General features: G+C 66.0%; 22 protein-coding genes and 2 pseudogenes. 20 read left to right on the forward strand and 4 right to left on the reverse strand.

Features of this window, described 5'->3' with window-relative positions; translation table 11 throughout:
* Positions 1-41: 41 nt before the first annotated feature.
* The 10 genes from ROSELON_RS18235 (at position 42) to ROSELON_RS13680 (ending at position 8,717) form a co-directional block, all read left to right on the forward strand.
* Positions 42-365, forward strand: a complete 324-nt coding sequence (locus tag ROSELON_RS18235) for a sensor histidine kinase (protein ID WP_281172817.1) — start codon at positions 42-44, stop codon at positions 363-365.
* A complete protein-coding gene (locus ROSELON_RS18240) occupies positions 323-802 on the forward strand; it encodes an ATP-binding protein (RefSeq protein WP_156945949.1) in 480 nt (159 codons plus the stop codon). Before ROSELON_RS18235 ends, ROSELON_RS18240 begins: the two co-directional genes overlap by 43 nt.
* A gap of 200 nt (positions 803-1,002) precedes the next feature.
* Entirely contained in the window at positions 1,003-2,043 is a 1,041-nt protein-coding gene (locus ROSELON_RS13645) for a substrate-binding domain-containing protein (RefSeq protein WP_025312902.1), read from the forward strand.
* A gap of 107 nt (positions 2,044-2,150) precedes the next feature.
* Positions 2,151-3,611 (forward strand): phosphate ABC transporter permease subunit PstC, encoded by a 1,461-nt coding sequence (gene pstC, locus ROSELON_RS13650; RefSeq protein ID WP_025312903.1) that lies wholly within the window; start codon positions 2,151-2,153, stop codon positions 3,609-3,611.
* Entirely contained in the window at positions 3,608-4,963 is a 1,356-nt protein-coding gene (gene pstA, locus ROSELON_RS13655; RefSeq protein WP_025312904.1) for a phosphate ABC transporter permease PstA, read from the forward strand. The genes pstC and pstA overlap by 4 nt, the downstream gene beginning before the upstream one ends.
* A 29-nt stretch (positions 4,964-4,992) precedes the next feature.
* Entirely contained in the window at positions 4,993-5,781 is a 789-nt protein-coding gene (pstB, locus tag ROSELON_RS13660; RefSeq protein ID WP_407059684.1) for a phosphate ABC transporter ATP-binding protein PstB, read from the forward strand.
* Between the two features lie 23 nt (positions 5,782-5,804).
* Positions 5,805-6,515 carry a phosphate signaling complex protein PhoU gene (gene phoU / locus ROSELON_RS13665; RefSeq protein ID WP_025312906.1) on the forward strand — a complete coding sequence of 237 codons (711 nt, stop codon included), beginning with the start codon at positions 5,805-5,807 and terminating at the stop codon, positions 6,513-6,515.
* 26 nt (positions 6,516-6,541) lie between these two features.
* Positions 6,542-7,228 carry a phosphate regulon transcriptional regulator PhoB gene (gene phoB, locus ROSELON_RS13670; protein WP_025312907.1) on the forward strand — a complete coding sequence of 229 codons (687 nt, stop codon included), beginning with the start codon at positions 6,542-6,544 and terminating at the stop codon, positions 7,226-7,228.
* Between the two features lie 245 nt (positions 7,229-7,473).
* Positions 7,474-7,917 carry a type II 3-dehydroquinate dehydratase gene (gene aroQ / locus ROSELON_RS13675; protein WP_025312908.1) on the forward strand — a complete coding sequence of 148 codons (444 nt, stop codon included), beginning with the start codon at positions 7,474-7,476 and terminating at the stop codon, positions 7,915-7,917.
* Entirely contained in the window at positions 7,914-8,717 is an 804-nt protein-coding gene (locus ROSELON_RS13680) for a LuxR family transcriptional regulator (RefSeq protein ID WP_025312909.1), read from the forward strand. Before aroQ ends, ROSELON_RS13680 begins: the two co-directional genes overlap by 4 nt.
* A 381-nt stretch (positions 8,718-9,098) precedes the next feature.
* On the opposite strand, the gene tsf is transcribed toward ROSELON_RS13680, so the two are convergent.
* On the reverse strand, positions 9,099-9,974 hold the full coding sequence (tsf, locus tag ROSELON_RS13685) for a translation elongation factor Ts (RefSeq protein ID WP_025312910.1): 876 nt from the start codon (positions 9,972-9,974) through the stop codon (positions 9,099-9,101).
* 76 nt (positions 9,975-10,050) lie between these two features.
* The gene (rpsB, locus tag ROSELON_RS13690) at positions 10,051-10,854 is read right to left on the reverse strand and encodes a 30S ribosomal protein S2 (protein ID WP_038651670.1); all 804 of its coding nucleotides are present in this window, start codon (positions 10,852-10,854) and stop codon (positions 10,051-10,053) included.
* A 299-nt stretch (positions 10,855-11,153) separates the two neighbouring features.
* Between rpsB and ROSELON_RS13695 the strand changes: the two genes are divergently transcribed.
* The 3 genes from ROSELON_RS13695 to ROSELON_RS13705 all read left to right on the forward strand — a co-directional run bounded on the left by ROSELON_RS13695 (position 11,154) and on the right by ROSELON_RS13705 (position 13,744).
* Positions 11,154-12,047, forward strand: a complete 894-nt coding sequence (locus ROSELON_RS13695) for a PfkB family carbohydrate kinase (RefSeq protein ID WP_025312912.1) — start codon at positions 11,154-11,156, stop codon at positions 12,045-12,047.
* Entirely contained in the window at positions 12,040-12,948 is a 909-nt protein-coding gene (locus ROSELON_RS13700) for a pseudouridine-5'-phosphate glycosidase (protein ID WP_025312913.1), read from the forward strand. The genes ROSELON_RS13695 and ROSELON_RS13700 overlap by 8 nt, the downstream gene beginning before the upstream one ends.
* An 85-nt stretch (positions 12,949-13,033) precedes the next feature.
* A complete protein-coding gene (locus tag ROSELON_RS13705) occupies positions 13,034-13,744 on the forward strand; it encodes a DUF502 domain-containing protein (protein WP_025312914.1) in 711 nt (236 codons plus the stop codon).
* Between the two features lie 33 nt (positions 13,745-13,777).
* Here the strand turns inward: ROSELON_RS13705 and ROSELON_RS13710 are convergent.
* Positions 13,778-15,593, reverse strand: a pseudogene (locus ROSELON_RS13710) (extracellular solute-binding protein).
* Positions 15,594-15,867: 274 nt separating this feature from the next.
* Here ROSELON_RS13710 and ROSELON_RS13715 point away from each other — a divergent pair.
* The 7 genes and pseudogenes from ROSELON_RS13715 to ROSELON_RS13745 all read left to right on the forward strand — a co-directional run bounded on the left by ROSELON_RS13715 (position 15,868) and on the right by ROSELON_RS13745 (position 22,475).
* Positions 15,868-16,654, forward strand: a pseudogene (locus ROSELON_RS13715) (3-hydroxybutyrate dehydrogenase).
* 87 nt (positions 16,655-16,741) lie between these two features.
* Positions 16,742-17,776 (forward strand): patatin-like phospholipase family protein, encoded by a 1,035-nt coding sequence (locus ROSELON_RS13720; protein WP_025312915.1) that lies wholly within the window; start codon positions 16,742-16,744, stop codon positions 17,774-17,776.
* Between the two features lie 72 nt (positions 17,777-17,848).
* A complete protein-coding gene (locus ROSELON_RS13725; protein WP_025312916.1) occupies positions 17,849-18,196 on the forward strand; it encodes a hypothetical protein in 348 nt (115 codons plus the stop codon).
* A 76-nt stretch (positions 18,197-18,272) separates the two neighbouring features.
* The gene (locus ROSELON_RS13730) at positions 18,273-19,760 is read left to right on the forward strand and encodes a class I adenylate-forming enzyme family protein (protein ID WP_025312917.1); all 1,488 of its coding nucleotides are present in this window, start codon (positions 18,273-18,275) and stop codon (positions 19,758-19,760) included.
* Positions 19,757-20,401: a DsbA family oxidoreductase gene (locus ROSELON_RS13735; protein ID WP_025312918.1), complete on the forward strand. Its 645-nt coding sequence runs from the start codon at positions 19,757-19,759 to the stop codon at positions 20,399-20,401. Before ROSELON_RS13730 ends, ROSELON_RS13735 begins: the two co-directional genes overlap by 4 nt.
* Positions 20,398-21,636, forward strand: a complete 1,239-nt coding sequence (locus ROSELON_RS13740) for a multidrug effflux MFS transporter (RefSeq protein ID WP_025312919.1) — start codon at positions 20,398-20,400, stop codon at positions 21,634-21,636. Before ROSELON_RS13735 ends, ROSELON_RS13740 begins: the two co-directional genes overlap by 4 nt.
* Before the next feature lie 128 nt (positions 21,637-21,764).
* Entirely contained in the window at positions 21,765-22,475 is a 711-nt protein-coding gene (locus ROSELON_RS13745) for a hypothetical protein (protein ID WP_025312920.1), read from the forward strand.
* A 21-nt stretch (positions 22,476-22,496) separates the two neighbouring features.
* Here ROSELON_RS13745 and ROSELON_RS17600 read toward each other — a convergent pair whose 3' ends face one another.
* Entirely contained in the window at positions 22,497-23,129 is a 633-nt protein-coding gene (locus ROSELON_RS17600) for a DUF2306 domain-containing protein (protein WP_217520166.1), read from the reverse strand.
* Positions 23,130-23,154 lie beyond the last annotated feature (25 nt).

The raw sequence follows: 23,154 nt of genomic DNA on the forward strand, positions 1-23,154 counted from the left end.
CAAACTGACCCCGCTGAGCGCAGCACCGGGGGGGCGGTCATGTGCCGCTGCTGCTGCATTTCTCGGACATCACCCATCTGCGCGAAGCCGAGGAGATGCGCCGCGATTTCGTCGCCAATGTCAGCCACGAGTTGCGCACACCGCTGACGGCGGTTCTGGGCTTTATCGAAACGCTGCGCGGGCCGGCCCGGACCGACCCCGAGGCGCAGGACCGCTTTCTGGGGATCATGGAGGCCGAGGCGCGGCGAATGAACCGTCTGGTCTCGGACCTGCTGTCGCCAGCCGGGTCGAAAGCCAGGAACGCATCCGGCCCGCCGACGAGGTGGATCTGTCGGCCGTGCTGGAGGCGGTGGCCGCCGCCCTGAGACCCACCGCCGAGGATAACGGCAACGCCATCGAGATCGACCGGCACCTGCCCGACGGGCGGCGCGCCGTGATCCAGGGCGATCGCGACCAGCTGATGCAGGTGTTCCTGAACCTTGCGGAAAACGCGCTCAAATACGGCGGCCCCGGTCGCCCTGTCACGCTGCGACTGGTGGCCGAGGAGGGCAGCGGCAGCATGAAGGGCCCCGTCCTGCGGGTGGATGTCATCGACCGCGGCGAGGGGATCGAGGCGCGTCACATCCCGCGCCTGACCGAGCGGTTCTATCGAATCGACACCCATAGATCGCGCGAAATGGGCGGCACCGGCCTGGGACTGGCGATCGTGAAGCATATCGTGAACCGCCATCGCGGCCGTCTGCGCGTCAGCAGCGTGACCGGCCAGGGCAGCACCTTCAGCGCGGTTTTTCCCGCCGTCTGAAGGGGCTCGGGGCCGCGCTGCGCCCCGCGCGCGGTCGGTCGGCGGCGGGCTTGCGCCACGGAATGCTCCGAAATCGCCGCCTGTCATAAAACTGTTACGCAACTGTCACAGAAGCGTAGCGCGCCACGGATAGGTCGCCGCTGAGCGCGCGCAAAACCACTGCGCGTTCGCGATGTCTGAAAACCCAAGGAGAGTCATTCATGTCGCTCGCAAAACTCACCGTCTCGGCCCTGGCCGTGGCCGCCGTTTCCGCCACCGCCGCCTCGGCCCAGGGCCGTGACACCGTGCAGGTCGCCGGGTCCTCGACCGTTCTGCCCTACGCCACCATCGTGGCCGAGGCGTTCGGCGAAAACTTCGACTTCCCGACCCCCGTCGTCGAATCGGGCGGGTCGTCGACCGGTCTGCGCCGCTTCTGCGAAGGTGTCGGCGAAAACACCACCGACATCGCCAATGCATCGCGTTCGATCCGCGAGTCGGAAATCGAGACCTGCGCCGCCAATGGCGTGACCGACATCATCGAGGTCCGCATCGGCTATGACGGCATTGTCTTTGCCTCGGACATCAACGGCAACTCGTTCGAGTTCACCCCCTCGGACTGGTACCTGGCGCTTGCCGCCGAACTGCCCGTCGATGGTGAAATGGTCGCCAACCCCAACACCAACTGGTCCGAGGTGAACGCCGATCTGCCCGACCAGGAAATCGCCACCTACATCCCCGGCACCCGTCACGGCACCCGCGAAGTGTTCGACGAGAACGTGATCCTGCAGGGCTGTGAAGACACCGGCGCCATGGGCGCCATGATGGAAATGGGCATGGACGAAGATGCCGCCGAAGAGGCGTGCATGGAAATCCGCGCCGATGGCGTGTCGGTCGACATCGACGGCGACTACACCGAAACGCTCGCCCGCATCGCCGCAAACCCCGAGGGCATCGGCGTGTTCGGCCTGGCCTTCTACCAGAACAACACCGATACCCTGCAGGTTGCCACCATGGGCGGCGTGACCCCCTCGGTCGACACCATCGCCTCGGGTGAATACCCGGTGTCGCGCCCGCTGTTCTTCTACATCAAGGCAGCCCATCTCGACGTGATCCCGGGCCTGCAGGAATATGCCGAGTTCTTCGTCTCCGACGACATCGCCGGCCCGTTCGGCCCGCTGGCCGCCTATGGCCTGGTGTCCGACCCCGAGCTGGCCGAGACCCAGCGCGTGGTCGCCGAGCGCGTCACCATGGGCGACATGTAATCTGCGCCTGACCACATGATCGGGGCGGGGCCGACACGCGCGGCCCCGCCCTTGTCCCGCCGAAGTCCCGCTTCGTTCCTGTTCGCTGATCCCCGAAAAGGCCCGCCATGCCGCTGTTCTGGATAATCGTGCTGCTGATCGTGCTGGGTGCGGTCGGCTATGTCATCGGCCGGCGCAAGGCCATGTCCAGCGCGGGGGGCGACTCGCGCGTGTTGCACTCGTTGCCCGGCTATTACGGCGCCAATGTCGCCATGCTGACTCTTGTGCCCGCGCTGCTGGTGCTGGCGGTCTGGCTGGTCGTGCAGCCGATGCTGGTCGGCAATGCGATCTCGCATCTGATCCCCGAGCGTGTCGTCGAAGAGGTCGGCTCGCGCGATCTGGTTCTGGGCGAGGTCCGGCGCGTGGCCGACGGGCTGGATCAGGCCGTCGCCCAAGGCGCGCTCGGCCGTGACGAGGCCCGCAGCCTGAGTACCGAGGTCACCAATGTCCGCGACCGGCTGGCCGAGGTGGGCGTCGCCCTTGGCAGCGATGTGCGCCCCGAGGTTCTGCAGGCCGCGCAGCGCTATCGCGAATTGACCGCGTCGGCCAATGTCGCCCGCGCTTTCGTGGTGCTGCTGCTGGCGGCGCTGGGGCTGGCTTATGCCTATGTCAAAACCCATCAGGAATTCCGTGCGCGCAATTCGGTCGAACACGGCATCCTCGCGATCCTGCTTCTGGCATCGACCATCGCCATTCTGACAACGCTCGGCATCGTGCTGTCGATGCTGTCGGAAACCTTTCGTTTCTTCGATCTGTACCCGTGGCAGCAGTTCTTCTTCGGGCTCGAATGGCGCCCCAGTTTCGAGGGCGGGTCCGAGCTTGGCCTGATCCCGCTGCTGTGGGGGACACTCTACATCTCGCTGATCGCCCTGCTGGTGTCGGTGCCGATCGGGCTGTTCGCGGCGGTCTACATGGCCGAATACGCGTCGAAACGGGTGCGCTCGGTCGCCAAGCCGATGATCGAGATCCTGGCCGGCATTCCCACCATCGTCTACGGCCTGTTCGCCCTGATCACCGTTGGCCCGCTGTTGCGCGACTATTTCGCCGAACCCTTGGGCCTGGGCACATCCTCCTCCAGCGTGATGACGGCGGGCATTGTGATGGGCATCATGCTGATCCCGTTCGTCAGCTCGCTGTCCGATGACATCATCAACGCCGTGCCACAGTCCCTGCGCGACGGGTCCTACGGGCTGGGCGCGACGCAGTCCGAGACGGTCAAGCAAGTCATCCTGCCCGCCGCGCTGCCGGGCATCGTCGGCGCCGTGCTGCTGGCGGCCTCGCGCGCGATCGGGGAGACGATGATCGTGGTGCTGGGGGCAGGGGCGGCGGCCCGCCTGTCGCTGAACCCGTTCGAGGCGATGACCACCGTCACCGTCAAGATCGTGGGCCAGTTGACCGGCGACACCGATTTCTCCAGCCCCGAGGCGCTGGTCGCCTTTGCCCTCGGGCTGACACTGTTCGTCATCACGCTGGGGCTGAACGTCTTTGCCCTCTTCATCGTGCGCAAATACCGGGAGCAGTACGAATGACCGACGCCGCCGCAAATTCCGGCCCGGACAAGGGGGCCGCGCCCAAGCGCTCGATCTTTGCGCAGGACGCCCGCACCAAGCGCCGCAACGCCGCCGAGGCCCGCTTTCGCGCCTATGGTCTGGCCGCGGTCATCGTGGGGGTCGTCGCGCTGATCCTGCTGCTGGTCTCGATCCTGTCGAACGGTGCCAGCGCCTTTCGCCAGACCTATATCAGCTTTCCGGTGACCCTGTCGGAAGACCGTCTTGACCCTGCGGGCAATCGCGACCCGGCCGAGATGGCGCGGGTCACGACCTTCGGCTATCTGCCGGTGATCGCGCAGGCCTTTGCCGACGCGATCGAGGCGGAAGGACTCGCGCATGAGGTCGGTCTGCGCAGCCTGGCGGACATGATCTCGGACGAGGCGCCGGCGCAGCTGCGCAACAGCGTCCTGGCCAATCCCGATCTGGTGGGGCAGACCCTGACCGTCGAGGTCTTGGCCGGCGGCCGCATCGATGGCTTCTTCAAGGGCCGCGTCACCATGGAATCCGCCGAGCGCGACGCGAACGTGACGCCCGAGCAGTTGCAACTGGCGCAGGCGCTGGCCGAGGCCGGCATGCTGGAAACCCGCTTCAACTGGGATTTCATCACCGCGCCGGATGCCTCGGGTCAGCGGCCCGAAGCGGCGGGCCTCGGTGTGGCGATCCTGGGCTCGTTCTACATGATGCTGGTGGTTCTGGCGCTGGCGCTGCCCATCGGCGTCGCGGCCTCGATCTATCTCGAGGAATTTGCGCCGAAGAACCGACTGACCGACCTGATCGAGGTGAATATCTCGAACCTCGCGGCCGTGCCGTCCATCGTGTTCGGCATCCTCGGTCTGGCCATCTTCATCAATTTCGCCGGCCTGCCGCAATCGGCGCCGATCGTGGGGGGGCTGGTGCTGACGCTGATGACCCTGCCGACGATCATCATCGCCACGCGCGCCTCTCTGCGCGCGGTGCCGCCGTCGATCCGGGCGGCGGCGCTGGGGCTGGGGGCGTCAAAGATGCAGTCGGTCTTTCACCACGTTCTGCCGCTGGCGGCCCCCGGCATTCTGACCGGCACGATCATCGGCCTTGCGCAGGCCCTTGGCGAGACCGCGCCGCTGTTGCTGATCGGCATGGTGGCCTTCGTGCGGGAATACCCCGCCGCCCCGCCCGAGGGCCTGTTCGACGCGGCCTCGGCCCTGCCGGTGCAGGTCTACAACTGGACGCAGCGCTCGGACCCGGCCTTTGTGGAGCGCGCCTCGGGGGCGATCATCGTACTGTTGATCTTCCTCCTCTTCATGAATGCGTTGGCGATCTTCCTGCGGCGCCGTTTCGAACGCCGCTGGTAAACGCTATGGAGGATACCAAGATGAACACGATGCGATTGACGGAGCGGGCTGTGGACAACAACGAAATCAAGATGCGCGCGCGGGGGGTCGACGTCTTCTATGGCGACACGCATGCCATCAAATCGGTCGATGTCGATATCGAGGACAACACCGTGACGGCCTTTATCGGCCCGTCAGGCTGTGGCAAGTCGACCTTCCTGCGCTGCCTGAACCGCATGAACGACACGATCGATGTCGCGCGCGTCGACGGTCAGATCACGCTGGATGGCGAAGACATCTACGACAAGCGCGTGGACCCGGTGCAACTGCGCGCCAAGGTGGGCATGGTGTTCCAGAAACCCAATCCCTTTCCCAAGTCGATCTATGACAACGTGGCTTACGGGCCGCGCATTCACGGGCTTGCCCAGACCAAGGCCGAGCTGGACGAGATCGTCGAGAAATCGCTGCGCCGCGCCGCGCTCTGGGACGAGGCCAAGGACCGGCTCGACCAGCCGGGCACCGGCCTGTCGGGCGGCCAGCAGCAGCGCCTGTGCATCGCGCGCGCCGTGGCCACCAGCCCCGAGGTGCTGTTGATGGACGAGCCGTGCTCGGCCCTCGACCCGATCGCCACGGCGCAGGTCGAGGAACTGATCGATGAATTGCGCGCGCGCTTCTCGGTCGTGATCGTCACGCACTCGATGCAACAGGCCGCCCGCGTCAGCCAGAAGACCGCGTTCTTTCACCTCGGCGAACTGGTCGAATTCGACGAAACCACCAAGATTTTCACTAATCCCGAGGATCAGCGCACCGAAAGCTACATCACCGGGCGCATCGGATAATTCATAGGGCAGGGCGCAGACAGATGGCGAATTCCGAACACATCGTCGCGAGTTTCGACGACGAGCTGGAGAGCATCCAGGGCATGATCATGCGCATGGGCGGGCTGGTCGAGCAGGCAATTGCCGATGCTGCCAGGGCGATGGACACCCGCGATGTCGAACTGGCCGGCCAAGTCCGCCGCAACGACGCGGCCATCGATGCGCTGGACGATCAGATCAACGATGCCGCCGCCAGCATCATCGCACGGCGTCAGCCGATCGCATCGGATCTGCGCACCGTGCTGACGGTGTTCCGCATCTCGAACAACCTCGAGCGGATCGGCGATTATGCCAAGAACATCGCGAAACGCTCCGAGGCGATCCTCGAACATCCGCCGGTGGAGGGCACCGGTGCCTCCCTGCGCCGCATGGCCCGGCAGGTGGAACTGATGCTCAAGGACGTGCTGGACGCCTATATCCAACAGGACGAGGACAAGGCCCAGGACGTGCGCGAGCGCGACCTGGAGGTCGACCAAATGTATTCGGCGCTGTTCCGCGAATACCTGACCTTCATGATGGAGGATCCGCGCAACATCACGACCTGCATGCATCTGCATTTCATGGCCAAGAACATCGAACGCATGGGCGACCATGCCACCTCGATCGCCGAGCAGGTAATCTACCTTGTGTCCGGCGAAATGCCCACCGACGACCGGCCCAAGGCGACCGACGTGCCGCTGCCGCCGAGCGCCTGAACCGAACCGGGGTAGGGGAGACGACAATGGCTGGCGAACCCACCGTCCTGATCGTCGAGGATGAACCCGCACAACGCGAGGTTCTGGCGTATAACATCCGGGCCGAGGGGTTCGACGTGCTGACCGCCGAAGCCGGGGACGAGGCCCTGGTCGTCGTGCGGGAAACGCCGCCCGATGTCATCATTCTCGATTGGATGCTGCCGAATGTCTCGGGGATCGAGGTCTGCCGCCAACTCAAGATGGGCAGCGACACCGCCGGTATCCCCATCATCATGCTGTCGGCGCGATCCGAGGAAAGCGACCGGGTGCGCGGCCTCGAGATCGGGGCCGACGATTACGTGACCAAACCGTATTCGGTGGCCGAATTGCTGGCCCGTCTGCGCACGCAGTTGCGCCGGATCCGGCCCGCGGCCGTGGGCGAGCGCCTGGAATACGAGGATATCGTACTCGATCTGGCCGAACATCGCGTCTATCGCGCCGGTGCCGCGCTGAACCTCGGGCCGACGGAGTTCCGTCTGCTGACCGCCTTCATGGAACGGCCGGGCCGTGTCTGGAGCCGCGAGCAATTGCTCGACCGGGTCTGGGGCCGGGACATCTATGTCGACAGCCGGACCGTGGATGTGCATGTCGGGCGCTTGCGCAAGGCGCTGCGGGCCGAAGCATCCGGCGATCCGATCCGCACGATCCGGGGGGCGGGCTACGCGCTCGGCTGACCGGGGTGGCGGACGGGTGTTGCGCAAGACGCGCCCAGCCATTCTGCCGATAATCATGATTATGTAAATAAAACCCATGCGACGTGCTCAGGTGTCACATGAATTCTGGCGCACAAGCCATTGTATTTCCGCACCATCCCGCGCGCAGACAGTCAATCACCATTTCGACGCCCCCGGCATCACCACGGAGTTGCCTGAACGAAATGCCAGCTTATACTGCCGGGTCAAAGGGATAGCGGGACAGCATGCACTACCTCGTACTCAACGGGCCGAACCTGAATCTGCTAGGCACGCGCGAGCCGGCGATCTACGGCCATGACACGCTGGACGATATCGAAGCCGCCTGCCGTGCCACGGCCGAGCGTCTGGACGCATCGCTGGAGTTTGTGCAATCCAACCACGAAGGCGCCCTGATCGACGCGCTGCATGCGGCGCGCAGCACGACCCAGGGCGTTGTCCTGAACGCCGGGGCCTACACCCACACCTCCGTCGCCTTGCGTGATGCGATCACGGCCAGCGCGCTGCCCGTGATCGAGCTGCACCTGTCCAACACCCATGCGCGCGAAGCATTCCGCCATGTCTCGATGATCGCGCCGGTCTGTATCGGGGTCATCCAGGGATTTGGCGCCGCCGGCTATCCCATCGCGCTCGAGGCGCTGCACAGGCATCTTGGCGGAGGGTCGCAATGACACCGCTGCGGCCCTACCTGCAAATGACCTCGGTCGAGGAATTGTGGAGCCACCACACGCGGGTCATGGCCGCCTACGGGTTCGACCGGCTGTTCTACGCCTTCAATGCCTTTCGCGGTGCGGGTCTTTATGACAACCCCGACGACGCGCTGTTGCTGACGAACATGCCGACCGACTATATCGACGCCTATGTCGATGGCGGGATGTTCCGCGACGGCGTCATGGTGCGTTGGGCGATCAAGAACACCGGCGTGGCCAGTTGGCGCGAGGTCTACGAGGCCCTGCCCGACCAGCCGCCCAGCCCCGGCGAAAAGGCCATGCGTGCCCTCAACGAACGCCATGGGATCATCGCAGGCTACACGATCAGCTTTCCGATGGCGATCAAGAACGCCAATGCGGGGATCGGTCTGGCCGTGCGCCAGGGCATGACCCAGGACGATGCCGATGCCATCTGGGCCGAGCATGGCAGCGATATCGAGATCATCAACCACGTCGCGCATCTGTGCGTGTTGCAACTGCCCGCGACGGGCCAGCATCGCCTGCTGACGCCGCGCCAGGCCGAGGTTCTGGAACTGGTTGCGGATGGCAAGACGATGCAGGATATCGCGCTGTTGCTGAGCCGGAACGTCGCCACCATCGAAAAGCATTTGCGCGGCGCGCGGGATGCCCTGGGGGTGGAAACGACGGCCCAGGCGGTGCGCAAGGCATCGATCCTGAACCAGATCTTCCGCCTCGACGGCGCCAAGACCGACCCGCCGAAAATGCGCGGATCGGTGTCGCAGGTTGGCAAGGTTCACTGATAACCGCTCTACCCCCGTCGGCACCGAAGTGACCCAAGGTAAGGAATACCTGACTTACGCCGCACCGCCTTGTCGCGCACCTTAGACTGGTTCCGTGAGTGAAGGACATTATCCTGGAGCATCGGACCAAAGGAGCGGTTTAGTCCCGTCCCCCGGTCCCATCCCGATGCTGTCCCGCATCGGGTCGCGAACGCGGTGCCGGTCTATTGGGGTCGGCGGTGCGCTCGTCATTTAGGGCCCGGCGCGCTGTCCCCATTACCTGTGCCGGGCCCACCAATCCCTCACCGGCAGCACGACTTACCCGGGAAACGCAAACCGGGCCGGCAGAGAATCTGCGGCCCGGTTGGACTGTCTCGAACGCCGCACAAGGGCGGCTTTGGCTCAGCCCTGGGCGGCCTTGGCCACCTCTTCCGCGAAGTTCTCTTCCTTCTTCTCGATGCCTTCACCGACTTCGAGGCGGATGAAGCCTTTCAGCTCGACCCCGGCCTCCTGTGCGGCGGCGCCGACGGTCAGATCGGGGTTCACCACGAAGGCCTGGTTGACCAGCGTGACCTCGGCCAGGAACTTCTTCATGCGGCCTTCGATCATCTTTTCGATGACCTGCTCGGGCTTGCCCGATTCGCGCGCGATGTCGATCTGGACCTGACGCTCCTTGTCGACGATGGTCTGGTCCAGTTCGTCCTCGTTCAGGGCGGCGGGGTTCACGGCGGCGACATGCATCGCAACCTGACGTGCGAAACCCTCGTCATCCCCCGAGAAGGCGACCAGAACGCCGATCTTGCCCATGCCCTCGGCCGCGGCGTTGTGGATGTAGGACACCACGTTATCACCCGAGATCTTGGCCATGCGGCGCACGCTCATGTTTTCGCCGATCGTCGCGATCTTGTCGGTGATCGTGTCCTCGACGGTCTTGCCGCCCAGATCGGCGGTTTTCAGGGCGTCGACATCCGCGGCGCCCAGGGCGGCCTTGGCGATGCCGGCGACCATGTCTTGGAACTCGGCATTCTTGGCGACGAAGTCGGTTTCCGAGTTCACCTCGACCGCGACGGCCGTGCCGGCATCGGTGGCGACGGCCACGAGGCCCTCGGCGGCGGTGCGGCCCGATTTCTTGGCCGCCTTGGCCAGACCCTTGGTGCGCAGCCAGTCGGTTGCGGCCTCCATGTCGCCGTTGTTTTCGGTCAGCGCCTTCTTGGCGTCCATCATGCCTGCGCCGGTCGCTTCGCGCAGTTCCTTCACCATTGCAGCGGTAATCGCCATGGTCTGATCTCCTGGATTGAAACGGTTGTCGGGCCGGGTTGTATCCCGGCCCGCATGTCAGTCACGTGACAGCGGCTCAGGAGCCGGCGTTTTCCTCGGCGGGCGCCTCGGCGGCGGCGGCGGCGTCGCCGGCCAGGGCCTCTTCGACATTGCCTTCTTCGAGGGAGCCCAGGTCGACACCGGCGGTTTCCAGCTGCGCGCTCATGCCGTCAAGGGCTGCGCGGCTAACCAGATCGCAATAGAGCGCGATGGCGCGGGCAGCGTCGTCATTGCCGGGGATGATGTAATCGACACCATCGGGCGAGCAGTTGGTATCGACCACGGCGACGACCGGGATGCCCAGCTTCTTCGCTTCGGCGATGGCCAGGTCTTCCTTGTTGACGTCGATCACGAAGATCAAATCGGGCAGGCCGCCCATTTCGCGGATGCCGCCGAGGGATGCCTGCAGCTTGACCTGGTCACGCTCCATCCCGAGGCGTTCCTTCTTGGTCAGACCTTCGAGGCCCTGCGCCATCTGCTCGTCGATGGCCTTGAGGCGGCTGATCGAGTTCGACACCGTCTTCCAGTTGGTGAGCGTGCCGCCCAGCCAGCGGTGGTTCATGTAGTATTGCGCGCAGCGCTCGGCGGCTTCGGCGATCGGCTTTTGCGCCTGGCGCTTGGTGCCGACGAACAGAACACGGCCGCCCTTGGCGACGGTTTCGCGCACCACGTTCAGTGCCTGGTCCAGCAACTCGACCGTCTGCGTCAGGTCGAGAATGTGGATGCCGTTGCGGTCCCCGTAGATATAGGGGGCCATACGCGGGTTCCAGCGTTGGGTCTGGTGGCCGAAGTGAACGCCAGCTTCGAGAAGCTGACGCAAAGAGAAATCAGGAAGCGCCATGTCCTTGGTCCTTTCCGGTTTGCGCCTGGGGCGAAGGATCAGGGGCGGATGCCCCAACCGGTGGACCGAAACGGGGATGTCTCCCCCGCAGGCCCGCCTTCGCCTGAGTGATGAGCGCGCCTTTAGGGGGTTTGGCGGGCAATGGCAACCCCCCTGCCCCGTTGCGCGGCTTGGCCGAGGGCGTTCGGGGGCTCTGCCCCCCGCGCCTGCGGCGCGTTCCCCGGAGGTTTCCTGGCCAAGATGAAGAGGGACACGTTTCGCGATGGACCTGCGCGGGGTGTGCGGTTACCACGGCGCGCATGAGCGCCCGTCCCGATATCCTGTGCATCGGCTCCGTCCTGTGGGACGTGATCGGCCGCAGCGATCTGCCCATGGTGGCGGGCAATGACAAGCCGGGGCGGATCACGCGCTTGCCCGGGGGCGTTGCATTGAATATCGCCATGACGCTCCGACGGTTCGACCTGACGCCGGCGCTGATTTCGGTCGTGGGGGATGATCCCGAGGGGCGCGACCTGATGTCGGCCTGCGGGCGCATGGGGCTGATGACCCAGCATATGCTGGTCGATGCCGATCTGCCGACGGATCGCTACATGGCGATCGAGGCGCAGGGTGCACTGATCGCGGCCCTGGCCGATGCCCATTCGCTGGAGGCCGCGGGCGCCCGCATTCTGGCCCCGCTCGGCGATGGGCGCCTTGGCACGCCCGAGGCGCCCTGGACGGGCCCGGTGGCAATTGACGGCAACCTGACCGAGGCGGTGCTGGCCGAGATCGCGGTCAACCCGGTCTTCGCCGCGGCCGATCTGCGCCTCGCCCCGGCCTCGCCCGGCAAGGCCGAGCGCCTGCGCCCGCTGATCGGGCATCTGAGGGCGACCTTGTATGTCAATCTCGAAGAGGCCGCGCTGCTGACCGGGCAGAGCCCGCGCGACGCCCGCACCGCCGCCCAAGCCTTGATCGACGCGGGCGCGCATCGGGCGCTGGTCACCGAAGGGGGCGCGGCGGCCGCCTGTGCCGATGCGGACGGCTGCCGGGTCTGCACCCCGCCCGCCATCGACGCGCGACGCATCACAGGGGCGGGCGACACCTTCATGGCGGCCCATATCGCGGCCGAGTTGCGCGGCATCGGGCGCGCGGATGCCTTGCAGCAGGCCGTTCTGGCGGCAGCCGCCTATGTTGCGGGAGATGACGATGACTGACCTGATCACCCTGTCGGACGAAGTGGCCGCGGCCCGCGCCGGTGCGCAGCCCGTGGTCGCCCTGGAGTCGACCATCATAACCCATGGCATGCCCTATCCCCGCAACCTCGCGACCGCGCGCGCCGTCGAGGCCGCGGTGCGCGCGGCCGGCGCGGTCCCGGCCACGATTGCGGTGATGGGGGGACGCATCCATGTGGGTCTGTCCGAGGCAGAGCTGTCGCATCTGGCGCAGGCCGAGGATGTGGCCAAGCTGTCGCGGGCCGATCTGGCGGTCTGTCTGGCGCAGGGCGGGGTCGGCGCGACGACCGTGGCGGCCACCATGATCTGCGCGGCGCGGGCCGGCATCGCGGTCTTCGCCACGGGCGGAATCGGCGGAGTCCACAAAGGGGCCGAGGACAGTTTCGACATCTCCGCCGACCTGCGCGAACTGGCCGAGACGCCGGTGACGGTGGTTGCTGCAGGGGCCAAGGCCATTCTGGACCTGCCCAAGACGCTTGAGGTTCTGGAAACGCAGGGCGTGCCGGTCATCGCCTTTGGGCAGGATGGCTTTCCCGCCTTCTGGAGCCGCGAGAGCGGCCTGCCCGCCCCGCTGCGCATGGATACGCCCGAGGCGATTGCCGATGCCCACCGCATGCGCGCGGCCCTGGGCCTGCCGGGCGGGCAACTGGTGGCCAATCCGATCCCTGCAGACGCCGAAATCCCGGCCAGCACCTTGGCCCCGCTGATCGAGCAGGCGCAGGCGCAGGCCGATGCGCGCGGCATCACCGGCAAGGCCGTGACGCCCTTTCTGCTTCAGCGGCTGTTCGAGCTGACAGAGGGCCGGACACTCGAGGCGAATATCGCCCTCGTTCTGAACAACGCCCGCCTTGCGGCGCGCATTGCGCGGGCGCTGATGGCATGAGCGGTGGGCCATGCGCTGCGCCGCGCTTGTGCCGTGCCGCCGCTGAGCATAGATAAAGCGCAACGTTTCGTAGACCCCAACACAGATGCAAATCCCCACGCCCCCCCCACCGCCAAAACGCGGCTTCTTCGCTTCGCTGCGGTCGAGTTTCCTGACCGGCCTCGTGGTCATCACACCCATCGGCGTGACCATCTGGCTGATCTGGACGCTGACCGGGTGGATCGACAGTTGGGTGTTGCCGCTGATCCCGACCGCCTACAACCCCTCGACCCTGATCCGCGATTATACCGGGATCGAGGTGAATATCCGCGGCATCGGGGTGGTGACCTTTCTGCTGTTCACCATCCTTGTCGGCTGGATCGCCAAGGGTCTGATCGGGCGCTCGCTGATCCTGTGGGCCGAAAGCCTTGTCTTGTCGATCCCCCTGATCCGCTCGCTCTATTCGGGGTTGAAGCAGATCGTCGAAACCGTGCTGGCCCAGGGGCAGCAGAATTTCGACAAGGCGTGCCTCGTGGAGTACCCGCGCAAGGGGATCTGGGCCATCGCCTTCATATCGACCACTGCAAAGGGCGAGATCTCGCGCCGTCACGGCCCCGAGGAAATGGTGTCGGTGTTCCTGCCGACCACGCCCAACCCCACCTCGGGCTTTTTGCTGTTTGTGCCGCGCAAGGATGTGATCATCCTCGACATGTCGGTCGAGGATGCGGCGAAACTGGTGATTTCGGCGGGGCTGGTCTATCCCAGCGGCGACGGCTCTGACGCCCCGCAAGAGGGCCTGCCCGACGCCGCCGAGTGACCGGCCCGCGGACGGGCGCCGCGCGGATGGCGGTCAATCCGCCTCGTACCACCAGACATCGGGCTGCCAGTTGATCCAGTCGCCATAGATCGGAAGGGCCTCGGGGTAGCGCAGGTTGGCATCATGGGCGATGCGCGCGATCGGGTTGTACCAGAACGGCACCACATAGCGCTGCGAGGTCAGGACACGGTCCAGCGCTCGGGTTGCGGCCAGGAAATCCTCCTGGCTTTCCGAGGTCAGGAGGCGGTCGATCATCGCGTCGATGGCCGGGTTGCAGGCCCCCATCAGGTTGCGCGACCCTTCGGTTTCGGCCATCTCGCAGCCCCAGTAAAGGCGCTGTTCGTTGCCGGGGCTGAGCGACAGGCCGCGCGCATAATAGGTCATGTCGAAATCGAAGGCATCGGTGCGTTCGCGGTACTGCGCCGGGTCGATGGAGGAGATCTCGACCGAGATCCCCAGCCGTTCCAGCGCCTCGGCGTAGATATTGGCGATGGCCTCGTTCTCGGAGGAGCCGTTCTGCAGCAGGATCTCGAAGGTGAAGGGCGCCCCGTCCGGGCCGGTCATCACACCCTCCTGCACGGTGTACCCGGCCTCTTCCAGCAGGCGCAACGCCGCGCGGATGCCGGCGCGGTTGCGTTCGGACCCGTCCGAGACCGGCAGGCTGTAGCCTTCGAGCGCGCCGGGCAGCAGATCATCGGCAAAGGGTTCGAGAAACTCGGCCACGCGCCCTTCGGCCGGGCCATGCGACATCGCCAGCGGCGAATTCGAGAAATACGAGGTGATGCGCGGCGCGATCCCACCGTTCAGCGTCTGGTTCACGAACTCGAAGTTGAAGGCCTGGATCATCGCCTCGCGCACACGCCAATCGGCGAACGGGCCCTGCCGCGTGTTCATGACGAAACCGATGATGCCCGAGGGGCGTTCATGCGGCACCTCGGACAGCACCACCTCGCCCGATTGCACGCGCGGGAAATCGTATTCCGTGGCCCAATCGGCAGCGTTGGTTTCGCGGATCGTGGTGATGACGCCCGAGGTGAAGGCCTCGAACATGGCGGTGGCATCGGCGAAGAACTCCAATCGCACCTCGTCGATCCCGTGCGTGCCGCGGCGGAACGGCAGATCCGCGCCCCAATAGTCGGGGTTGCGCCGCAGCGACACGAAGCGGCCGGCCTCGAAATCGTCGATCACGTAGGGCGCGCTGGCGATGGGAATGACATCCAGCCCCGACTCGGTGAAGGCCGTCTCTTCCCATTGGGCGGCCTTCAGGATCGGGCGCAAACCCATGATCATGGCCAACTCGCGGTCGGGTTCGGTGAAGCTCAGCCGCACCGAGCGCTCGCCCGTCTGCTCGATTGCTGCGATACGTCCCCAGGCGTTGAGGTAGCGGGGATGCCCCTCGGTTCCCAGCGTCTCGTAGGACCAGATCACGTCGGCGACGGTGACCGGGCTGCCATCGGAAAACCGCGCCTCGGGGCGCAGGGTGAATTCCACCCACAGATGGTCGGGATCGACTTCGACCGATTCGGCCAGCAGGCCGTAGAGCGAGAAAGGTTCGTCATAGCTGCGTCCCATAAGCGATTCGTAAGCCAGAAAGCGCAGTTGCCACGGGGTCGAGCCACGGCGGATATGGGGGTTGAGACTGTCGAAACTGCCCACCTCGCCGGTGACGATCCCGCCCGCCTGGTGGGGGCGTCGGGATTGGCAGTAGGGCAGATGCTACGAAATCGGGCGGCAAGGCCGGCGCGCCATACATCGCGATCCCGTGCATTGGTTGGGCTTGCGCCGTGTGAGACAGGCCCAGAGCGAGCAGGCCCGCCGCGAGAATTCCGGTGAAACAATTCCTGGGCATCTGTAAACAATCCTCTGCTTGCCTGTGTTTGCGGGAGTTTGCGGCGCGGCCCCGAACAGGTCCAGTACAACTTTTCAGTTGGACTCTCGGCCTCGGTTTGCTTATAAAGAAATCACTGCTCGATAGGTTTCTTGCCTGTATGAAACCTGCCTCAATAACTTAACGCCGGCTTCGTGCCGGCGTTTTTTTTGGTCCCGGGCCCGCCGCGCCCCCTGTTCCTTGTGCGGATGCAGCATTAGCTTTGCCGCGACATTGCATCACGGGAGCGTTCACCATGGCCATCATCACCGACCTGTCCGGCAAAACCGCGGTCATCACCGGGTCCAATTCCGGCATCGGGTTGGGGATCGCGCGGGAATTGGCCATGGCGGGGGCGAATGTGGTGTTGAACTCCTTCACCGACCGCGACGAGGATCATGCGCTGGCAGAAGAAATCGCGCGCGTGGCCGGTGTCGAGGCGCGCTACATCAAGGCCGACATGTCCAAGGGCAAGGAATGTCGCAAGCTGATCGAGGAGGCCGGCGCCTGTGATATCCTAGTGAATAATGCCGGCATCCAGCATGTCGCGCCCATCGACGAATTTCCCGAAGAGAAATGGGATGCGATCATCGCGATCAACCTCAGCTCGGCCTTTCACACCACGGCGGCGGCCCTGCCGATGATGCGCAAGGCCGGCTGGGGGCGCGTGGTCAATATCGCCTCGGCGCACGGCCTGACGGCCAGCCCCTACAAGTCGGCCTATATCGCGGCCAAGCACGGGATCGTCGGCCTGACCAAGACCACGGCGCTGGAAACGGCGGAAGAGCCGATCACCGCCAACGCGATCTGCCCGGGCTATGTGCTGACCCCCCTGGTCGAGGCGCAGATCCCCGACCAGATGAAGGCCCATGACATGGATCGCGACACGGTCGTGCGCGAGGTCATGCTGGCGCGCCAGCCGTCCAAGGACTTCGCCACCGTCGAACAGATGGGGGGCGACCTGTGCCTTCCTGTGTTCGGATGCGGCCGCCCAGATCACCGGCACCACGATCAGCGTGGATGGCGGCTGGACCGCGGTCTGAGCAATTGCGACAGGCGGTTTGGGGGCTCTGCCCCCGTCGCTGGCGCGACTCCCCCGGAGTTTTCTTGCCAAGATGAAGGAGCCGGTCATGGCGCAGGCGAAACCGATCAACCTGGCCCTGCAGGGCGGCGGCGCGCATGGGGCCTTTACCTGGGGCGTGCTGGACCGGCTGCTGGAGGCCGAGGAGATCGAGATCGCGGGGATCACCGGCACCTCGGCGGGCGCGCTGAACGGCGCGGCGGTCAAGTCGGGGCTGGTGCGGGGCGGGCGCACGGCGGCCCGCGACAACCTGGAGTGGCTGTGGGAACAGGTGGGCGCGATCACCACCCCTGCCCTCGCGCCGTGGCTGGATGCGATCGCGCCGGTGGCCGTCAGTCGGGCGATCGAGGCCTCGCTGCCCTTTGCCTTCGGCGACGGGGTCTCGCGACTGGTCAGCCCCTATGACACCGGGCCGTTCTACGTGAACCCGCTCAGGCGGATCGTCGAGCGGTTCCGCTTCGACGAGGTCTGTGCCGATGTCGGGCCGGTGTTCCACATCTGCGCCACCAATGTGCGCAGCGGCAAGATCAGGGTCTTTTCGGGCGAGGAGATCAGCGCCGATGCGATCCTGGCCTCGGCCTGTCTGCCGACCCTGTTTCGCGCCGTCGAGATCCCGCATCCCGACACCGGCGAGGTCGAGGCCTATTGGGACGGCGGCTATACCGGCAACCCGGCCCTGTTCCCGCTGTTCGAGGGGGATGCACCGGGCGATATCCTGGTGGTGAACATCAACCCGCTGGAACGCGCCGAGTTGCCCACCAGCGCGCGCGAGATCCAGAACCGCGTGAACGAGATCAGCTTCAACTCGTCGCTGCTGCGCGAGTTGCGCGCCATCGATTTCGTTCAGCGCCTATTGGATGACGGCACCTTGCCGGAGGGCGCGATGAAGCGTCTGCGCCTTCACATGATCGCCGATGACGCGCTGATGGAGCAGCTGTCGGTGGCCACCAAGATCGTGGCGACGCCGCAGATCCTGCACCAGTTGCGCGCGGCGGGGCGCGCGGCGGCGGACAGCTTCCTGGATCAGCATCTGGGCGCCATCGGCGTGGAAAGCAGCGTCGATTTGCGCGCGATGTTCGGCTGAGCCGGTGGAACCCTGCCGGCGCGCGCGCCGTTGCCCTTTCGACGCTGAATGCGAACAGGAAAGGACCATCCCATGCAGTGGAGCGATATCGAGAAAAACTGGACCGCCATGATCCCGGCGATCCGTGCGCGCTGGCCCGATGTCTCGGAAGAGGACCTGATCGCCCTGTCCGGGCACCGGGACGAGGTGATCGCGACCCTGGCCGGAGCGACCGGCGAAACGCCGACCGACATCGCGCGACAGATGGACGAATGGCGGCAGGGGCCCATGCCGGCGGATGCCTATGCCGACCCGACCCGTGACAACGCCGCCGCGCGCGACGCGGGGCGCTATCTGCCAGAGGGCGAGGATGTCTATGCCGATGACGACCGCTTTGGCGACGAGGGTGTAGCGGACCGCCCGATGGGCCGCCGGGGCTGACCGCGGGGCGTCATCACGGGTCACCTGTGCGTTGGTGCAGCTTGCCTCGGGGCAGTTGGCGGCGTAGGCGGGGCGCATGACCGATCCCTGCCCTGCCCCGTTCAACCTTGCGCATTACGTCCTCGGACAGGCCGACCGTCTGCCCGACAAGGTCGCCCTCGCGGTGCTTGGCCCCGCCCGCGCCGAACGGTGGAGCTATGCCAGGCTGGACCGCGCGGTTCGTGGCATGGCCGGCGGATTGCTGGCCCACGGGTTCCGGCCCGGCGACAGGCTGTTGCTGCGCCTTGGGAACACGCCGGAATTTCCCGTGGCCTTCCTCGGGGCCATCGCGGCGGGTCTTGTGCCGGTGCCGACGGCGGCGGTGCTGACATCTGGCGAGATCACGAAACTGGCCGAGGTCATCGCCCCCGCCGGCATCCTGGCCGGGGACGGGGTCGCGCTTCCCGAGGGGTTTTCCGGCCCGGTCCTGCGCGATCTTGCGCCGCTCATGACGCATGCGCCGGCCGACCATGTCATGGGCGACCCGGAAAGGCTGGCCTATCTCGTGTTCACCTCAGGCTCGGGGGGCACGCCCAAGGCCGTGGCCCATGCCCACCGCGCCATCTGGGCGCGGCGGATGATGCATCAGGGCTGGTACGGCCTGCGCGAGGACGACCGGCTGCTGCATGCCGGCGCCTTCAACTGGACCTTCACGCTGGGCACCGGGCTGCTCGATCCCTGGTCGGTCGGGGCCACGGCGCTGATCCCCGCGCCGGGGCTGGAGCCAGCCGCCCTGCCCCTATTGCTGAAACGGCATGACGCGACGATCCTTGCCGCCGCGCCCGGCATTTTCCGAAAGCTTCTGGCCACGGATGTGCCCGTGCGCCTGCCCAAGCTGCGCCATGGGCTGAGCGCGGGCGAAAAACTGCCTGAGGCGCTGCGCCAGCGCTGGATGGCGGCCACGGGCACGGCCGTTCACGAGGCATTGGGCATGTCGGAATGCTCGACCTTCATTTCCGGGTCCCCCGCACGACCCGCGCCACAGGGCACCTTGGGCCATGCGCAGGCGGGGCGGCGCGTGGCGGTTCTAAACGAAACCGGGCAAGCCGTGGCCGAGGGGGATACCGGCATCCTGGCCATACACCGCGACGATCCGGGCCTGATGCTGGGCTATCAGCAGCCTGACGGATCGCTTGATCTGCCCCTGACCGGGGACTGGTTCCTGACCGGCGATATGGTCGAGCAGCGCGGCGATGGCGCCTTCACCTATCACGGGCGGCGCGACGACCTGATCACGGCCGGAGGGTTTCGCGTCTCGCCGCTGGAGATCGAGGCCGCGTTTCAGCATGCACCGGGCGTGCAGGAGTGTGCGGCCCTTGCGCTCAGCCCCAAGGCCGATACAACCATCGTCGCTCTGGCCTTTGTGGGCGACGCGACCGAGGACAGGCTGCGCGATCTGGCCGCGGCCAGCCTTGCCCGATACAAGCAGCCGCGCACCTTTATCCGTCTGCCCGCGCTGCCCCGTAACCCGAACGGAAAACTCGATCGCCGCGCGCTGCGGGCGCGGGTGGAGGAGGCGTCATGATCAAGCTCGATATCCTGTCCGACCCGATCTGCCCCTGGTGCTATATCGGCTGGACGAACCTTGCCCGCGCCCTCGAGGCGCGGGCCGATCACCCCTTTGCCATCGAATGGCACCCATTCCAGTTGAACCCCGAAATGCCGGCGGGTGGCATGGACCGGCGCGCCTATCTCGAGGCCAAGTTCGGCGGCAAGGACGGGGCCGTCGAGGCGTATCTGCCGGTGGCCGAGCACGCCGCCAGGGCGGGCCTTGACCTGAAGCTCGATCAGATCGCGCGCACGCCCAACACGCTTGACGCGCACCGGCTGATCCATTGGGCGGGGATCGAGGGGCGGCAGACGGCGGTGGCGGTGGCGCTCTTCCGGGCGTATTTCCAGGACGGGCGCGATATCGGGGATGCGCAGGTCCTGCAAAGCATCGCGGAAAAGGCCGAGATGGACGGCGACATGGTGGCCAGGCTGCTGGAGGGCGACGCCGACGCCGACGAGATCCGCGCCCGCGACGCCCATGCGCGCCAACGCGGCGTGCAGGCGGTGCCGACCTTTGTCGTGGCAAACACCCATGTGGTGCCGGGTGCGCAGCCGCCCGATCTGTGGACCCAGGTGATCGACGAGCTGGCCGCGCCCCCCGAGGCCGCGCTATGACGGCACCTGCCGACCCCGCAGTGCCCGAGGCGCGCCGCCGCCTCGGCCGGGTCGAATTCATCGCCATGATGGGCACGATCTTCGCGACGGTGGCCTTTTCCATCGACGCGATGCTGCCCGCCCTGCCCCAGATCGCCACCGAGCTGAGCCCGGAGGCCGCGAACCGGGCGCAATTGATCCTGACCAGTTTCGTGCTGGGCATGGGGCTGGGCACGCTGGTCGTCGGTCCGCTGTCGGACGCGCTGGGGCGCAAGACACTGATCCTGATGGGGGCCGCGCTGTATCTGGCGGGCGCGATGCTGGCCTATGTCGCGCCGAGCCTCGAGTTGCTCTTGCTGGCCCGCGTCATACAGGGGCTGGGGGCCGCCGGGCCGCGCGTGGTGTCGCTGGCCATGATCCGCGACCTCTATTCCGGGCGCGGCATGGCGCAGATCGTCTCCTACGCGATGATGATCTTCACCCTGTTCCCGGCGGTCGCCCCCCTGATCGGCGCGGCGATCATCGCGGGCTTTGGCTGGCGTTCGATATTTCTGGCCTTCGTGATCTTTTCGCTCCTGTCGGTCGGGTGGATCACGCTGCGCCAGCCCGAGACATTGCCCCGCGCCGCGCGGCGCAAACTCAGCCTGCGCCAAACCCTCACCGATATGCGCGAGGCCATGGCGCATCGGCAGATGCAGCTGTCGATCCTAGTGCAGACGGTCGTGTTCGGCGTGCTTTTCGGCGCGCTCAGCTCGGTGCAGCAGCTGTTCGACCTGACCTATGGACGCGGCGAGAGCTTCCCCGTGTGGTTCGCCCTGATCGCACTGATGTCGGCCCCGGCGGCCCCGACCAATGCCCGGCTGGTGATGCGGCTTGGCATGCGGCCGATGATCCGCAGCGCACTTTGGGTATCGGCCAGCCTGTCCTTTGCAACCGCCCTGGCCGTCGGGGTGTTACAACTCGGCGGGGCGGAGTTCTGGGTCTATTTCGTCTGGACGGTCAGCATTTTCGCAACCGCGGCCTTTACCATCGGCAATCTCAATGCGCTGGCCCTCGAACCTCTGGGCCATATCGCGGGCACCGCCTCGTCGCTGATGGGGGCGCTGGCGACGGTGGGCGGGGCGATCCTGGGCGCGGGTCTGGGACAGCTCTACAATGGCACGCCGGTGCCGCTGGCCATTGGGGCGGGGATCCTGCTGACGGCGGGGGCGCTGGTGATGCGCACCATGCCGCGCGAAGGGGCGGATGCCGGGTGACCGCGGCGCGAAACGGCGATTGCGGGCGCCGGTCATGACGTTAATATGACAGGCTTCCATAACCGCGACCGGGGGCTTCCCGGCCGCCACAGACCACCCTGCGCAGGAGCGAAATGTCCCCCTTATCGATGTCCACCCCCGTCGCGGATCGCCACGAGGTCTCGGCGCTGTGGCGCTGGCAATTGCCGCTGGCCCTGGCGCTGTTCACCTTCGTGCTGCGCTACACCTACCCCGAGTTCTCGCGCTTTGTCATCCTGACCGAAGGCTGGGGGCCGGTCGAGCTTTCGCATTTCGTCATGCCGTTCCTGACCGGCGTGGTCGCGATCGCCTGCCTGATGAGCTTGCCGGAAGGGTCGCAAAAGGCGCTGCGCATCTGGTTCATCCTGCTGATGCTGGGCGGGTTCTTCATCGCAGGCGAGGAACACAGCTGGGGCCAGCATTTCTTCAACTGGTCGACACCGGAATACTGGGCCGAGTTGAACCGGCAGCAGGAAACCAACCTTCACAACTCATCCTCGTGGTTCAACCAGAAGCCGCAACTGGTGCTGCAGGTCAGCGTCCTGTTCGCGGTCGTGATCCTGCCGCTGGGTACGCGGTACGGACGGTTTTCCGGTCTGCGCGAAAGGTTCGCCTTTGTCCTGCCGGGGATCAGCACATATGCCATCGGCCGGTTCATGGTGTTCTACGCCATCTGGGACCAGTTGGCCAAGAACCTCGATTTCCCCGAGATCTCGACACGGGAAGCCGAGGTGATGGAAACCTACCTTTACGGGTTTCTGTTGATCTACGCGATCACGATGTTCAAGCGGATCAAGCGGCACACCACGGGCGCGGCGTGACCGCGGACGGGCGGTCGCGGGTCACTCGGCCGGGGTGGCGGCGGGCGCGCTAAGCGTTTGGCCGCCGCGCAGCTTTTCGCGGCGCCACCACCACATCACGATCAGCACATTGGGCACCCAGCAGGACCAGCCGATATAGGGAAAGACGGTTTCTTCCTCGAACCAGATCCGCAGGATCGGCAATTGCAGGCGAAAGCTGACCGCGCCAAAGCTGAGCGCCGCCATCATGATCATCCAGCGGCGGTGGCGTTCGACATCGCCCGCCAAGATCGCCTGGATGCCGATGGCCAGCGCCGCGAACCAGTTGAACGCCCCCAGCGCAAATCCCGTTTCGGACCACAGCGGCCAGTCCATGTTGAAGCTGATCGGAATCGTCGTCAGCGCCGAAATGGTCACCACCGGCACAAGGACCCAGCCCAGGGTCTTGTGACTGGTGCCGCGCCGACGCCACCACCGCGACACCTGCAGCGGGATCAGGATGACAGCCAGACCTCCGAATACCATATGCACGGCCAGTGTCGTGCCGACATTCTCGATATGATAGGCGACGTGACGGGCGCCTTCGCGGATGCCCTGTTCGACGAACTGCCAGGCCGCGACGGACAGCCCCTGGTCGAGCGAGGGGAAAAAGCCGAAATACAGGCCCGGTGGCACGAATTTGAATGCCGACAGCGCCGAG

Origin of the sequence: Roseibacterium elongatum DSM 19469 (assembly GCF_000590925.1) — a bacterium.
GTDB lineage: Bacteria > Pseudomonadota > Alphaproteobacteria > Rhodobacterales > Rhodobacteraceae > Roseibacterium > Roseibacterium elongatum.